The sequence below is a fragment of the Streptomyces sp. NPDC127177 genome (assembly GCF_042672475.1).
GTDB lineage: Bacteria > Actinomycetota > Actinomycetes > Streptomycetales > Streptomycetaceae > Streptomyces.
Window position 1 is genome coordinate 1 of sequence record NZ_JBHXUW010000024.1, and the last position, 14,720, is coordinate 14,720.

The window sequence follows — 14,720 nt, forward strand, 5'->3', positions numbered from 1 at the left end:
GCTGTGACGGGGGCGCGTCCGCTCCGGTGGCTGTGACGGGGTCGCGTCCGCTCCGGTGGCTGTGACGGGGTCGCGTCCGCTCCGGTGGCTGTGACGGGGTCGCGTCCGCTCCGGTGGCTGTGACCGGGGCTCGCCCGCTCCGGTGGCTGTGACCGGGGCTCGCCCGCCCCGGTGGCTGCGGTCGGTCGCACCCGCCGCATTGGCTGCGACGGGTCGCGTCGCACCCGCCCCGGTGGCCGTGACCGGACCCGGTCGCCGTCAACCGCGGTGGCTGTGCCCGGTCGCCGTCAGCCGCGCACCACGGTCACCGGGCACGGCGAGTGCTGGGTGACGTGCAGGCTCACCGAGCCGAGCAGGGTGGCCTTGAAGCCGCTGAACCCGCGCGCGCCCACGACCAGCAGATTCGCGCCCTCGGCCCGGTCCAGCAGGGACTGTGCCGGGTTGCCGATCACCACGACCTTGCTGACCGCGGCGGCACCCTCGGCGCCCAGCGCCTCCTCCAGGGTCTCGGTGAGGGAGACGGTGGCCAGGGCCTGCGGGTCGAAGTCCTCCGGCAGGCCCGGCATCATCGACGCCCAGCTGGTCGCGGGGTACTCCCAGCTGTTGACCGCCTCGACCGTGTCACCGGTCAGCTCCCCCTGGCGTACGGCCCAGTGCAGTGCCTTGATAGACGACTCGGAGCCGTCCACGCCCACCACGATCCTGCCCATCTCTGCCTCCAGCTCGGTTCGGCTCGGTGCACGGGTGCGCCCTGCGGGTTCCCGGCGGCGCACCCTCCCGAACAACTCTAGTCAAATCGGGCGAAACCACAGCGCCTGGGCCGGTCAGGACTGCCGGAGACCGGCCAGCTGCTGTTCGAACGGCACCACGTCGTCGTCCAGGCCGAGGGTCTTGGACGCCCCGGAGACCGCCCGGCCGCCGGTGACCGCGCTCGCCAGCTCGCCGCCCGCCCGCCCGATCCTGGCCGGCAGGCCGTCGGCGTACGAGTCGCCCGGAGCGCCCCAGTCCTCCGACGCCGCGTACACCGAGGTCGGCAGTGTGACGGCCCGCAGATAGGCGAAGAGCGGGCGCATCGCGTGCTCCAGCACCAGGGAGTGCCGGGCGGTACCGCCGGTCGCCGCGACGACGACGGGCTTCCCGGTCAGCGCGGTGTTCTCGACGAGGTCGAAGAACGACTTGAACAGCCCGCTGTAGGAGGCGGTGAAGACCGGGCTGACGGCGATCAACCCGTCCGCCGCCGTCACCGCGCCGATCGCTTCCTCCAGCGTGGCCGAGGGGAATCCGGTCACCAGGTGGTTGGCGATGTCGACGGCCAGGTCACGCAGCTCGATCAGCCGGACGTCGACCGGCCGGTCCTGCTCGGTCTCCAGCCGCTCCCGGGCGGCCCCGGCCAGCCGCTCGGCCAGCAGCCGGGTCGAGGACGGGCTGCTCAGCCCGGCCGAGACGGCGACGATCCTCAGTGGTTCGGTGGCGAACACGGTGTCAGCTCTCCTTCGCGGTGGCAGGGGCGGTGGCGGCGGTGACGGCCGGGTGCAGCGGCGCGGACTCCGGCACCCCGGCCGGCCGCAGGGCGGCGAACTCCTTGCGCAGCACGGGGACGACCTCCTCGCCGAGGATGTCGAGCTGCTCCAGGACCGTCTTCAGCGGCAGCCCCGCGTGGTCCATCAGGAACAGCTGGCGCTGGTAGTCGCCGACGGCGTCCCGGAAGGACAGCGTCCGCTCGGTGACCTCCTGCGGGGAGCCGACGGTCAGCGGCGTCTGCTGGGTGAAGTCCTCCATGGAGGGCCCGTGCCCGTAGACCGGCGCGTTGTCGAAGTACGGACGGAACTCCCGCACGGCGTCCTGCGAGTTCTTCCGCATGAACACCTGGCCGCCGAGTCCGACGATGGCCTGCTCGGCGGTGCCGTGCCCGTAGTGGGCGTAGCGCTGCCGGTAGAGGCGCACCATCTTCTCCGTGTGCTGGATGGGCCAGAAGATGTTGTTGTGGAAGAAGCCGTCGCCGTAGTACGCGGCCTGCTCGGCGATCTCCGGGGAGCGGATGGAGCCGTGCCAGACGAACGGCGGGACGCCGTCGAGCGGGCGCGGGGTCGCGGTGAAGGACTGCAGCGGCGTACGGAACTTCCCCTCCCAGTCGACGACCTCCTCGCGCCACAGCTTGTGCAGCAGGGCGTAGTTCTCGACGGCGAGCGGCATGCCCTGGCGGATGTCCTTGCCGAACCACGGATAGACCGGTCCGGTGTTGCCGCGGCCCATCATCAGGTCGACGCGGCCGTCGGCGAGGTGCTGGAGCGTGGCGTAGTCCTCGGCGATCTTCACCGGGTCGTTGGTGGTGATCAGGGTGGTCGAGGTGGACAGGATGATGCGTTCGGTGCGGGCGGCGATGTAGCCGAGGGTGGTGGTCGGCGAGGACGGGACGAACGGCGGGTTGTGGTGCTCGCCGGTCGCGAAGACGTCGAGGCCGACCTCCTCGGCCTTCCGCGCGATGGCGACGGTGGCCTTGATCCGCTCGTGCTCGCTCGGCGTCGTACCGGTGGTCGGGTCGGTGGTGACGTCCCCGACGGTGAAGATCCCGAACTGCATGGCGCCCGCCTCCAGTATTGGTTGAACGTTGAACTATCTGAACACACCCTACAACGAGGCACCCCCCTTCCCTATTCCACGGCGCCGCCCGGCCCAGGCCCTGGGTACGCTGAACGGGTACGGAGGCCGCCCGAGCCCCGGGCCGACGGAGGCAGACATGAGCGGGACCGGCCCCGTGAGCGACGACGCACCACGTCCCGAGCGGACGGAGGACCGCGACTACGGCGGCGGCAGTGAGGCCTGGAAGGAACGCGGGGTCGCGCTGCGCGTCTTCATCTACATCTTCGCCACGCACCTGTTCGCGGGCTTCGTCTGGATCCTCTTCTACGTGGGTGACCACGCCCACAAGTGAGCCCGGGGCGGTGGATCAGGACGGGCCGGCGCCGCCTTCGGCGTGCGGCGCTTCCCCGCCGAGCAGGACCGGAGTGTGGGCCACGCGGACGCCTGCCGCGATGGCCCGCGGGGAGCCGGGCCCGCGAGCACAGGGCCCCCGCGGGCCATCGGCCGCTGACGAGCGCGGACCGCCGCCCGGCCGCTAAGCTCACCCCATGACCTCCGTACCGTGCCGGAACTGGTGGCGCTCCTCCTAGGAGCGGCCACCTCTTCTGCGCGGGACCAGGGCCGTTCGACAGGACGGCCCTTTTTCTCTGCCCTCTTCCGGTACGGGTTCCCTGCCCGGCGGGCCGTCCTCCACGCACACATCGACGCGAGGAGAGACCACTCATGACCATGACCGCATACGCGGACGCCGGCCCGGCCGCCACCCTGGAGGACCGGATCCGGCAGGACCCCGCCCGGTTCCGGGTGCTGACCGGTGACCGGCCCACCGGCGCGCTCCATCTCGGGCACTACTTCGGGACGCTCCACAACCGGGTACGGCTCCAGGACCTCGGGGTGGAGATGTTCGTCCTGATCGCCGACTACCAGGTGCTGACCGACCGGGACGTCGCCGAGCGGCTGACCGCGACGACGGAGGGGCTGCTGCTGGACTATCTGGCCGCCGGCATCGACCCGGAGCGCTCGGTGATCTTCAACCACAGCGCCGTCCCCGCGCTCAACCAGCTGCTGCTGCCCTTCCTCAGCCTCGTCACCGTCGCCGAGCTGGGCCGCAACCCCACGGTCAAGGACGAGATCGCGCACTCCCGGCAGTCCTCCGTCAGCGGGCTGATGTACACCTACCCGGTCCACCAGGCGGCCGACATCCTGTTCTGCAAGGGCAACCTGGTACCCGTCGGCCGGGACCAGCTGCCCCACCTCGAACTGACCCGGACCGTCGCGAGGCGGTTCAACGAGCGGTACGGGCAGGTCTTCCCGGAGCCCGAGGCACTGCTCTCCGCCGCACCGCTGCTGCTCGGCACGGACGGCACCAAGATGAGCAAGAGCCGGGCCAACTCCATCGCGCTGAGCGCCGACGCGGACGAGACCGCGCGGCTGGTCAAGGGCGCGAGAACGGATGCCGACCGGCACATCACCTACGACCCCGAGGGGCGGCCCGGCGTGTCCGGCCTCGTGCTGCTGGCCGCGCTCTGCCTCGGCCGCGACCCGTACGAGGTGGCCGAGGAGATCGGCGGCGGGGGTGCGGCTGCCCTGAAGCGGACCGTGACCGAGGCCGTCAACACCCGGCTCGCCCCGATGCGGGCGCGGCGGGCCGAGTACGCCCAGGACATGGGGTACGTGCGGTCGGTGCTGCGGGCCGGGAACGAACGCGCCAACGCCGTCGCCGACGCGACGCTGGCGCAGGTGCGGGAGGCGATGGGAGCGATCGGCTAGCTGTGCGGCAGCGGCCGGCCGTCGCGGATCCCGGCCCGCCCACGGCCGAGCACCGGGCCGGTGCTCGGCCGCCGGCGGTGGGCGGAGGAGGCGCCGGGGTCAGCGACGGGTCAACGAGGAACGGGTGCGCAGTAGTTCGGCCAGGCCGCGGCGGGTGGCGGCGATGACGACGCGGTCGGTGGGCTGGAGTACGTAGCCGGGGTGCAGGTTCCACACGAGGCCGCCGGGGCTCTCCGTGCCCGTTCCGGGTGTCTGCTGGGGCGGGACGGGCGCCGTCAGGTCCGGGCGCCGGTCGGCGGGCGGGGCGACGTCCAGGGCGAGGACCCGCCAGGCGCCGGAGCGGAACGCCTGCTCCACCGTCCGGCCCTCCAGCTGCGGATGCCCGGCCACCTCGATCGCGGCGAACAGCATCACCTTCCGCTCGACCGGCACCGCGCCCAGGATCTGCCGGCCCATCATGGCCACCGCGAACGAGGGCGCGGCCAGGTGGGAGACCGAGCGGGAGCGGGTCAGCGCCTGCGGGTGGGCGGTGCGCAGGGTGCGGTAGACGGCCGTGGCGAACTCGTCGTCGAACAGCCGCAGCGTCACCCGCAGGTTCGGCTTGACCGAGCGTGCGTACAGCGCGGCCTCCAGGTTGGTGGTGTCGATGCTGGTCAGGGCGAGCAGCGCGCGGGAGCGCCGGATCTTCGCGGCCTCCAGCACGCCCTCCTGCGTGACGTCCCCGATGACCACCGGTACGTGCAGCCGCCGGGCCACCGGGATACCGCGGGCGTCCGGGTCGTCCTCCACGCACACCACGGGGATGCCGAGTTCGCGCAGCTGGACCAGGACCCGGGTACCGATCTTGCCGAGGCCCAGCAGGACCACGTGCCCGGAGAGGCCGCGCGGCGGCCGGCGCAGCGACGAGGCGGTGCGGAGCGAGCCGAAGGCCTCCAGGACACCGGCCACCAGCAGGGGGAGCAGCATCAGCCCGGCCACGCCGGACAGGATCTGGATGATCTGCCGGGCGGCCGGGTCGCCGATGGCGGGGTCGCCCATCGCGAACAGGTCGAGCAGGGTCAGATACGTGGCGTGCAGCGGCTTGTCGCCGGTGGTGAACGTGGACGCGACCGCCAGGCCAAGGACGGCCAGGCCGACGCCCAGTGCCGACCAGCGCAGCCGGCGTGAGAAGAACTGGCTCAGCGGTGCGCTGCGGCCGCCCATCCGGGGCGTCGGGGAGGCCGCGCCGCTCTGGCTGACGGCCTCCAGGACGACCGTTCCGCGTCCGGTCGCGGCGGCCACCTCGGCCTGGTCGGGCAGCAGCCTGGGGCCCTCGTCGCCGCTGCTGTCGGAGCCCTCGGTGCCTGCCGGGTCATGAGTGGTGGAGGAGAGCAGGGCCAGTGTGCACAGGCCGGGGTCGGCGACCTGGCCGCCCCGGGGCGGGGTGCGTTCCGCGGCCCGCAGGAGCAGGCCCTCCGCCTGGATCACCTTGCTGGATCCGGCGAGCGCGGTCGCCGCGAGGGCGGGGGCGGCGGTGTCGGAGTCGGACAGGACCGTGGTGGAGGCGTCCAGCGCGGTCTGGTCGATCCCCGGCGACGCGACGGCGGCCGCCTGGTCGAGCAGTGTCTCCAGATGCTGGCCGAGCTTGCGGTTGTAGAGCCGGATCACCAGCCGGAGGCGGGGGTTGAGCCGGCGGGCGGTCAGCGCGGCGCGGATGTTGCGCTCGTCGTCGTCGTAGACGAGGGCGAGGGCGGCCGCCGTGTCGACACCGGCCTCCTCGAACGCCTCGTCGGAGGGCTCGGCCGCCTGGATGATGCGTACCGCCTCCACCCCGGCGTTGGTGTCGCCGTCGCCGTTCCCGCCGTTGCGGTTCATCGCCGAGGACATCCGCCCGAACAGGGCGGCCGCCCGTCCGCGCCCCGTCAGCGGCAGTTCCGGCCGGCCCGCGCCCGGCCCGGGTGGCAGCACGAGGGTGACCCGCTCCCCGTAGACGTAGCGCAGTTCGACGGCGAGCCGTTGGGCGAGCGCGTCGTCACCGCAGACGACCATATGGCCGGAGTACGGGGAGCGTTGGGGCTGTTGCGGAAGAGGAGACACATGACCCAGCATGCCTTGCTCCCGTCTCTGGTCGCTGCTCGTCGCCGCTGTCAGTGGTCCCCGGGTGTCGCGGACGGCGGCCCGGCGATGAGGTGCCGTGGGTCCGCCGCCCTGCTGATCGCCGACTCGACCGCCGCGATCCGGTCCGCGAGCAGGCCGAGCGCCGCCACCGCACGGGTGACCGGGTCGCCGTCCGGGCCGCCGAGTGCCTGGGTCCGGACGTACGAGGCGGTGACGGCGGACCAGCGGGCGGCCTGCTCCGGGCTCAGCGTCCCGCGCAGCGCGCCGAGTTTCAGCAGGGCGGCCTCCGCGCCGTTGGTGAGTGTCTGGGCCTCGCCCGCGTAGTGGTCCTCGACGACGTCCGACAGTTCGGCGTCGTTCATCACGGGCACGATCCGCTCGGCGATCCGGTTCATGTTGCGGTACGAACCCTGGAGCCGGAACGGCGGTTCGGTGCGGGTCGCGTCCGTCTGCGCGGCCGATGCGATGTACGCGGCGTTGACCGCGAGTACGGTGTCGCGGGCCTTGAGCAGATGCCGCAGCACGGCGACGATGCGGTCCACATCGGCGGGCGCGTAAGGGTGTTCGAGACCGGCCGCACCGGAGGCGGGTGCCGTGCCCGCGGCGAGCCGCAGCAGCAGCGTGAGGTCGTCGCGGGAGCGCCCGGCGAGCGGGGCCAGCACCGGGTTGGCGGTCAGGGCGTTCTCCACGAAGCTCAGCGCGAAGACGTCCTCCCGGCCGCTCAGCACCTCGCCGAGGTTCCAGACGTCGGCCCGGTTGGCGAGCATGTCGGGGATGCGGAACCGCTCCCCGGACTCGGTGTACGGGTTGCCCGCCATGCACACCGCGAAGCGCTTGCCCCGCAGGTCGTAGCTGCGCGGCTCGCCGTCCCGCACCCCCTCGATCCGCCGGGTGGCGTCGCACAGCGGGATGAACTTCTGGAGCAGCTCCGGGGAGGTGTGCTGGATGTCGTCGAGGTAGAGCAGGGTGTTGTTGCCCGCCTCCAACGCGAAGTTGATCTTCTCGATCTCCTGGCGTGCGGTCGCGCCGCGCGCCTGCGCCGGGTCCAGCGAGGTCACGTCGTGGCCCAGGTTCGGACCGCTGATCTTCACGAGCACCAGGCCGAGCCGGTCGGCGACGTACTCCATGAGCGTCGTCTTGCCGTAGCCGGGCGGCGACACGAGCAGCAGGAGGCCCTGCGAGTCGGTGCGCCGGTCGGCGTCGGCGGTGCCGAGCTGCTTGGCGAGGCTGTCGCCGATCAGCGGCAGATAGACCTCGTCGAGCAGCCGGTTGCGGACGAACGCCGACATCACGCGCGGCCGGTGGTCGTCCAGCCGCAGTCTGCCGCGCTCGGCGTCGGCCAGTGCGGTGCGCTGCCGCTGGTAGGCGCGGAAGCCGGGCACCGTGACGGTGCGGAACTCCTCGGTACGGGGCAGGAGTTCGTCGATCCGCAGGGCCAGCCGGCCCCGGTCGATGCGGGGATGGACGCCGAGGAGGCCGTCCACGGTCGCGGTGAGCGGGGCGTCGCCCTCGTACCGGGCGACGGCGGGCTCCGGGCACAGCTCCACCGCGACGGCCTCCGCCAGATCGCCCGCGTCCAGCTCCGAACCGCTCGCGCCGGAGTACGAGGTGAGCCACCCCTCGACGAGCTGGCGGCGGGCCGGCAGATCGTCCCGGAGGGCGGCGAGGTCCTCGTCGTAGGCGGAAGTGCCCGTCGTACGACGGAACTTGTCGAGGAAGGTGCGGACCGTGGCGCTGGTGACGAACCCCTCGGGCCCGGTCGTCAGCTCATCGAAGAGGTATGCGGCGACGGCGCGGGAGTCCTCGCTGCCGATGGCCCCCGCCCACTCCTCCTGGAGCGCGGCGACGGCCGGGGCGAGCCCGAAGGTGTCGCGGGCGCGGGCCAGCGAGCGGGCCCGGCGCGTCCAGGACGTCCGTCGGGCCTCGTCCGCCGCGTGCGCCCAGAACAGCTGGGCGGCGGCGCGGACGGCGGGCGGGCAGCGCAGGAGCCCGGCCCCGGCGTGCAGTCGCAGCAGGGCGGTCAGGATCGCGGTGGCGTCCTCGTCGTGGACGCCGCGCTGGTACCCCTCGTCGTACGCGTCGGCGGCTGACCTGCCCACGAGGGAGGCGAGTCCGGCCGGCTCCAGGGCGGACAGCCGGTCCGCTCCGTGCTCGGCCAGGAGCCGGGCGGCCAGGTGCTCGCCGCGGTAGACGGCCGGGGACTCGGACGGCAGTTGCTGGTCCCAGTAGGGGCGGGTGCGCGCGAAGGCCGGGTCGGTGACCGGCATCCGGTAGTCGGTCCCGGTGACGGCGAACGCGAGCCCGTCGCCCTGCGGGACCAGCGTCAGGTCGAACGGCTGGGTGTTCACCGCGAAGCGGTGGCGGCCCAGACGGATGGTGGCCCCGCCGTCCGCGTACAGCTCGCTGCGGTCGCGCAGCGCCCGTCCGGCCTCCTGGCGGGCCGCGAGCAGCTGCCCGTCCAGCTCCTCCGCCCTGACCGTGTCGCCGAGTTCGCGCAGCTCATCGGCGGTGCGGCGGATCTTGGCGACCATCGGGTCGGAGGCGAAGTAGGTGTGGACGGCGTCCGTGTCGGGCAGCGCGACGCTGCGTCGGGAGACCGTCTCCAGCACCCGGGCGGCGGACTGGGCGAGGCGTTCGGTCCGGCGGGCGAGGGCGTCCTGAAGGGTCTGTCTGCGGGCGGAGAACGCCTCGTACACCTCTGTCCGGCGCTCACCCAGCTGGGTCAGGAAGTCGTCGAACTCGGCGAACCGGGCCTCGAGGTTCTCCAGTTGGAGGAGCAGCCGCGCCAACTGCTCGTCGCAGGCGTCGGGGGTGGAGGCGGCGGCCAGCGCACCCGTCACCGCCTGCCCCAGCAGTGCGAACTCGGCGGCGAACTCGGCCCGGCCCTCGTGGTCGAGGAGTTCTCGGCGGCGGGCGTCGAGGGTGGCACGGGCCCGGTTCACCCCGCCGAGCACCTCGGCGATCCGCTCCAGGATCGACGTACGGACCACCCCGTCACCGATGTCGAGCCCGGCGACGACGTCGGTCACCGTGCTCAGCCCGTCCGTCATCCCCGCCAGCCGGTCGCCGAGCGCGGCGGCGTCGGAGACCGTCGCGAGCGCGGACGCCTCCTCGGTGAGGCGGTCGATGTCCTCGTGGTAGCCGGCGAACGCGTCGTCCCTGGCCAGGAACGCGACCGCGCGGCGGCCGGCCGCCGCGAGGTCGTCGGCGGTGGCGGCGGTGAGCTCGGCGATCCGCTCGGTGTCCGCGTACCGCATCTCGCCGAGGGTCGCCAGATGGCCGTGCGCGCCCCGGAGTTCGGTCAGCCGGTCCACCCAGCCGGCGGCGGACCGCGGGGCCTCGCCGCGGACCCGGCGCACCAGTGCGGTGATCCTCTCCGTGCTCTCGGCGAGTGCGTCGGCGGCCCGCCGGGTCAGCTCCTGGACGCCGTCGAACTCGGCCAGCACCTGCTGCGCGGTGTCGCGCAGGTCGGTCAACGGCCCTGCCAGGCATTCGAGTTCGTCGTCGCCCAGCCAGTGGTAGCGGTCGGTGGCGCGACCGCAGTCGGCCACCAGCTGCGCGTAGCCGGCGCCTGTCGGGCCGGTCTCCGCCGCGCTGTGCGCGAGCGCGAGGCAGTCGGAGATGCCGCGCACCAGGTCGGCGTTGCCGATCCGGGCGAGCGGGCCGGTACCGGCGGGGCGGGAGGCGGCGTAGGTGTCGGAGACGTACGGCGTCTGCCAGCGCTGGAGCGCGTGCACCCGGGCCGGCCCGCCGTCCTGTCCCTCCACCGGGTCCCGCAGGAGTACGAGCGTGCCGTCGTCGAGCAGCGCGTGGCCGCGGCCCTGGAGCGGGGTGGCGACCTCCTGACGGATCACGTTGTACGGGAGGAGCAGGCCCCGGCCGTCCTCGCGGGAGCGGAAGGCGTAGAGCACGTCCTCGCCGTTGGGGGAGCGGACGGCGCCTTCGAAGGCGGGATCGGCGAGCGGCTGTGCGATGTCGAAGGTCTTGGCGGTGCCGGTGGTCAGGTAGTAGCCGCCGGGGAAGATGATCCCCTGGTCCTCGGGGAGCCGGTGGCAGGCGGGACCGATGCCGTCCAGCCGCAGCACGGTGCCCAGCAGCGCGTTGTGGACGAGGTGACGGGCGGTCTCCTCCTTGTACGGGCGGATGCGGAGCAGGGTCAGCGGGCCGAGTTCCGCGTACTCCACCTCGGCGTCGGCCAGCGACTGGAGGGGTTCGGTGACCGGCTCCCGGTAGACCCCGTCCGGGGTGTCCGTGTCGTTGACGGTCTTGACGGTGAGGGTGCCGTCGAGGGTATCGACGAACAGCCGTGCGCCGTCTCCGTCGCCCGTTCCCCCGACGGCGATGTGCGGGTGCCGGCCGGGGATGTGGGACTCGCGTCCTGCGACGGTCCAGGTGAAGTCGTGCGACGGCGGGAAGACGTGGTCGCGGTCGCCGCGGGCGTCGAGGAACTCGCCGGGCGATCCGTCGGCGGCGAGGGCCCAGCGCAGGACCCGGATGTCCTCGGCGTTCTCGCCGGTCCGGAACACGGCGAGGAGCCGGCCCTCGGTACGGCGCAGGCGCAGCAGGCGGGCGTCGCGGTAGTAGCGGTGCAGGCCGTTGAACTCGCGTACGAAGGCCTCGTCCGTGAGGAGGCCGCCGGTGCCGGGGGCGAGGTCGGCGGCGTACAGGGCGAGTACGTCGTCGACGGCGGGCTCGTCGGTGCGGCCGGGGCCGCGCTCGAAGCCGAACAGCAGGTGGCCGCCGATCGCGACGAGGTCGCGGGGGGTGGCGGGCTGCTCGGTACGGATCTGCTCGTTGCCGCCGAGCAGGCGCAGGGCGGTGGAGCCGAACTCCTCGGTGCGGCGGGAGTTGAGCGCCTCGGCCCGGCGGGTGAGCTCGGCGGCCTGTGCGGCGAGCCGCCTGCGCAGCACGTCGTAGGCCCCGGCCTCCACGGGGCCGCCCGGGGGCGGCGGGGTTCCGGTGTCCATGCGGGGCGGCTCCTTACGGTGGGCGGATCTGTGGCCTGCGGCCGGTGTGGGTCGTCAATCGCCGGACGGGGCCGAGTCGACCGGTGTGTGTCCTCGACCGCCGGACGGGGCCGAGTCGACCGGTGTGTCGTCAACTGCCGGACGGGGCCGAGTGGACCGGCGTGTGTCCTCGATCGCCGGACGGGTCTGAGCTGACCGGCGATCGAGGACGGGCCTTGCTCCGGGGAGCGCGGCCCGCGGGAGCTAGGCCACCGGTGTCCCGTTGTGCGACGGGGCTGCGACCCCGTTCAGCGGGGCGTCCGCGAGGCCCAGGGCGCGCGCGTGCTCCAGAAGCTCGCGGACCTGGTCCGCACCCGCGCCCCCCGACCCCATCATCCGCATCAGCAGCGCCGAAACCGTCAGGTTCTGCACGTCACCCGTCGACACCGACCCCAGCACCCGGGTCAGGTCGTCCGTGAACGACGACGTGCCGTTCAGCCACGGCCCGGCAAGGGCCTTCGCCGTGTCCGAGTTCTCGACGAAACCGTCGACGCTCTTGCCCATCGAGATGGACGAGACCAGCCGGTCGAAGAAGACGGACTCGCCGCCGACGATGTCGATGTCCGCGTTCTCCAGACCCGCGGACACGATCGTCGCCTGCGCCTCCGCCACCTGCCGCTGCACATCGAGACCGGCGAGCCGGATCTCCTTCTCCGCCTCGAGACGCAGCCGGTACTCCTCGTGGCCGCGCGAGGCGTCGTCCAGCGCCGCCATCGCGGCAGCCTTGTCCGTGAGCCCCGCGGCCTCGGCCTTCAGCTTCTCGCCGATCACCGCCGCGTCGGCGGCCGCCTGGGCCTGCGTGCCCTCCGCGGTCGCCAGCGCCTTGAGCCTGGCGCCCTCCGCCTCGGCCCTGAGCCTGGCGGACGTCGCCTCGGCCTCGGCCAGGCCCGTCTTCTCGATGACCTCCGCCGCCGCGTCCCGTACCTGGACGTCCGCGAGACCCGGTGCGGCCGACTCCGCCTGGACGCCCTCGGCCAGCCGCAGCTTCGCGCGGGCGTCCAGGTCCGCGGTCTTCAGCCGGGCCTCGGCGAGGGTCAGCTGCTCGGCCGCCCGGTGAGTGGCCGACGCCTCGGCGGCCTCCGCGGCCTTGATGTCCTTGACCAGCTGCTCCTGGGCCTCAGCCTCGGCTGCGATGATCACGGACTTGCGGGTGCGCTCGGACTCCTCGACCGACCGCAGCGTCTTGATGGACTCCTCCTGCTCGGCGACCGTACGGTCCACCGCGATCCGCTCACGGATCACATCGGCGACCTCGCGGCGCTCGGCCTCGACCTCCTTCGTCGCGGCGATCCGGTTCAGCTCGGTCTGCCGCTCGCGCCCGATGACCTCGATCATCCGGTCCTTCTCGATGCGCTCGCTCTCCACCGCGATGACGCGCTCGCGGTTCTTCTGCGCGACGGCGATCTCCCGCGCCTGGTTCTCCCGCTGGATGCCGAGCTGCTCCTCGGTCTTGATGAACGCCGCCTGTGCGCCCAGGCGTTCCTCCTCCTGGACCCGTGCGGTCGCCGCCTCCTCGCGGGCCCGCAGGCTCTCCACCTCGCGGCGCTGCTTGATCTCGGCCTCGGCCTGCCGGCGTTCGAGCTCCAGGATGGTCTCCCGGGCGTCGACGTCCTGCCGGGTGATCTCCTTCTGCTCGGTGCGCTGGAACTCGTTGGTGCGCACGTGCTCGATCGCGGTCAGCTCGGTGATCTTGCGAATGCCCTGTGCGTCGAGGATGTTGGCGCCGTCGAGCTGGACCATCGGGGTCTGCTCGAGGAAGTCGATCGCGGCGTCGTCCAGGTGGTAGCCGTTGAGGTCGGTGCCGATGACGCGGATGATCCGGTCCCGGAACTCCTCGCGCTTGGTGTACAGATCGACGAAGTCCAGCTGCTTGCCGACGGTCTTCAGCGCCTCGGAGAACTTCGCGGCGAAGAACTCCTGGATGGCGGTCTTGTCGCTTGCGCGCTCCGTCCCGATGGCCTGGGCGACCTTGATGACGTCCTCGACGGTCTTGTTGACCCGTACGAAGAACGTGATGTGGATGTCGGCTCGGATGTTGTCCTGGCAGATCAGGCCCTCGCGCCCGGTGCGCCGGATCTCGATGGTCTTCACCGAGATGTCCATGGACTCGGCCTTGTGCAGCACCGGCAGGACGACGGCACCGGTGAAGGTCACGTCGACCTTCTTGGTCTTGGAGATGATCAGGGCCTTGCCCTGCTCCACCTTGCGGAAGAGCCGGGTGACGATCAGCAGCAGGGCGATCGCGATGAGCAGGACCACGGCGATGAGCAGGCCGAGGCCCAAGGAGATGGCTTCCATGACAGTCCTTGGCGGCTGGTGGTGCGGAGAATGAGAGGTGGAAGGGCGCGCGGCTCGGCGCCCCGGCGAGCGGGGCGGGCAGCACGGGCTGGCGGCACGGACCGGCGGCACGGACGGGCCGCGCCGCGCGGTTCGGAGCGCGGGTGGAGTCAGGCGGTGTGGCCGGGTGCCGCACGCCGCTGCGTCTTCAGCGTCTGCGGCGGACCCGGATCGAGCGCCTTGTCGTACGGCGAGACCCAGAAGAACTCGCCCGCGTCGTCGTACGCGTAGAGCAGTCCCGAACTCCCCGCGGTCAGCTCCGCGTCGTCCGGACTCAACTGCCGTACCTGGACGATCGCGGTGGACCCGTCGGCCGCGGCGACCTCGGCCTGGCCGAAGTCCGGACCGACCGAGCCGGTGCGGACCGTGCAGACCCGGCCCAGGAAGTCCTGGCGGGATGGTGGAGGCTGGTCCGGGAAGAAGCGGCGGAAGTGGTGCACGAGCACCCGCACCACGGCCCAGGAGATCAGCAGCGCGCCGACGAGGATGCCGAAGGCGAGCGCGGCGCGGGCGGTGCCGGTGACGGCGGTGCGGTGCAGCAGCACCGAACCGGTCAGCGAGGTGAACCAGGCGACGGTCACCATCACGGACACCGACACGGTGACCGGCACACCGCCGACCCCGGCCATGTCGGCGTCGAGATCCGCGTCGAAGGAGTGGTGGTCGGCGGCGCCGACCAGGACGAGCAGCCAGAACGCGATCACGACGACGAGTGCGGCGGCGAAGAGAACGGCCGGGAAGGACAACGTCGCTGTCAGGAACTCCCGCATCTGTTCCACCCCCTGGCGTCCCGCCGACAGCACTGCCGGCGTCTGCGCGCGGTCCGGTGGTGACCCCGGCGCCGGGGGGGCGCCCGCAGCGGCCACCCCACCCCCCCGCGCTCCCCCCCCCCCCCCAGAACCCACCCCAGTAGGCCCACGGAGCCCCCAG

The 14,720-nt window shown here is 72.7% G+C and carries 9 protein-coding genes; 2 read left to right on the forward strand and 7 right to left on the reverse strand.

Translation table 11 applies throughout. The features are described from left to right. Nucleotides 1–287 precede the first annotated feature (287 nt). The 3 genes from ACFVJX_RS16800 to ACFVJX_RS16810 all read right to left on the reverse strand — a co-directional run bounded on the left by ACFVJX_RS16800 (nucleotide 288) and on the right by ACFVJX_RS16810 (nucleotide 2,580). Nucleotides 288–710 (reverse strand): universal stress protein, encoded by a 423-nt coding sequence (locus ACFVJX_RS16800; RefSeq protein WP_384122798.1) that lies wholly within the window; start codon nucleotides 708–710, stop codon nucleotides 288–290. 114 nt (nucleotides 711–824) lie between these two features. Then, nucleotides 825–1,478, reverse strand: a complete 654-nt coding sequence (locus ACFVJX_RS16805) for an FMN reductase (protein ID WP_384122800.1) — start codon at nucleotides 1,476–1,478, stop codon at nucleotides 825–827. Between the two features lie 4 nt (nucleotides 1,479–1,482). Next, nucleotides 1,483–2,580 carry an LLM class flavin-dependent oxidoreductase gene (locus tag ACFVJX_RS16810; protein ID WP_384122802.1) on the reverse strand — a complete coding sequence of 366 codons (1,098 nt, stop codon included), beginning with the start codon at nucleotides 2,578–2,580 and terminating at the stop codon, nucleotides 1,483–1,485. Nucleotides 2,581–2,755: 175 nt separating this feature from the next. Between ACFVJX_RS16810 and ACFVJX_RS16815 the strand changes: the two genes are divergently transcribed. Then, nucleotides 2,756–2,932, forward strand: a complete 177-nt coding sequence (locus ACFVJX_RS16815; protein WP_384123046.1) for a DUF6126 family protein — start codon at nucleotides 2,756–2,758, stop codon at nucleotides 2,930–2,932. A gap of 371 nt (nucleotides 2,933–3,303) precedes the next feature. Further along, nucleotides 3,304–4,350 carry a tryptophan--tRNA ligase gene (gene trpS, locus ACFVJX_RS16820; protein WP_384122804.1) on the forward strand — a complete coding sequence of 349 codons (1,047 nt, stop codon included), beginning with the start codon at nucleotides 3,304–3,306 and terminating at the stop codon, nucleotides 4,348–4,350. Nucleotides 4,351–4,449: 99 nt separating this feature from the next. Here the strand turns inward: trpS and ACFVJX_RS16825 are convergent, their stop codons facing one another. The 4 genes from ACFVJX_RS16825 to ACFVJX_RS16840 form a co-directional block, all read right to left on the reverse strand. After that, on the reverse strand, nucleotides 4,450–6,438 hold the full coding sequence (locus ACFVJX_RS16825; protein WP_384122806.1) for an NAD-binding protein: 1,989 nt from the start codon (nucleotides 6,436–6,438) through the stop codon (nucleotides 4,450–4,452). A 38-nt stretch (nucleotides 6,439–6,476) separates the two neighbouring features. Continuing rightward, nucleotides 6,477–11,414, reverse strand: coding sequence for a DNA repair ATPase (locus ACFVJX_RS16830; protein WP_384122808.1), 4,938 nt, complete (start codon nucleotides 11,412–11,414; stop codon nucleotides 6,477–6,479). A 243-nt stretch (nucleotides 11,415–11,657) separates the two neighbouring features. After that, nucleotides 11,658–13,751, reverse strand: coding sequence for a flotillin family protein (locus ACFVJX_RS16835; protein ID WP_384122810.1), 2,094 nt, complete (start codon nucleotides 13,749–13,751; stop codon nucleotides 11,658–11,660). Nucleotides 13,752–13,900: 149 nt separating this feature from the next. Beyond that, nucleotides 13,901–14,560 carry a hypothetical protein gene (locus ACFVJX_RS16840; RefSeq protein ID WP_384122812.1) on the reverse strand — a complete coding sequence of 220 codons (660 nt, stop codon included), beginning with the start codon at nucleotides 14,558–14,560 and terminating at the stop codon, nucleotides 13,901–13,903. Between the last annotated feature and the right edge of the window lie 160 nt (nucleotides 14,561–14,720).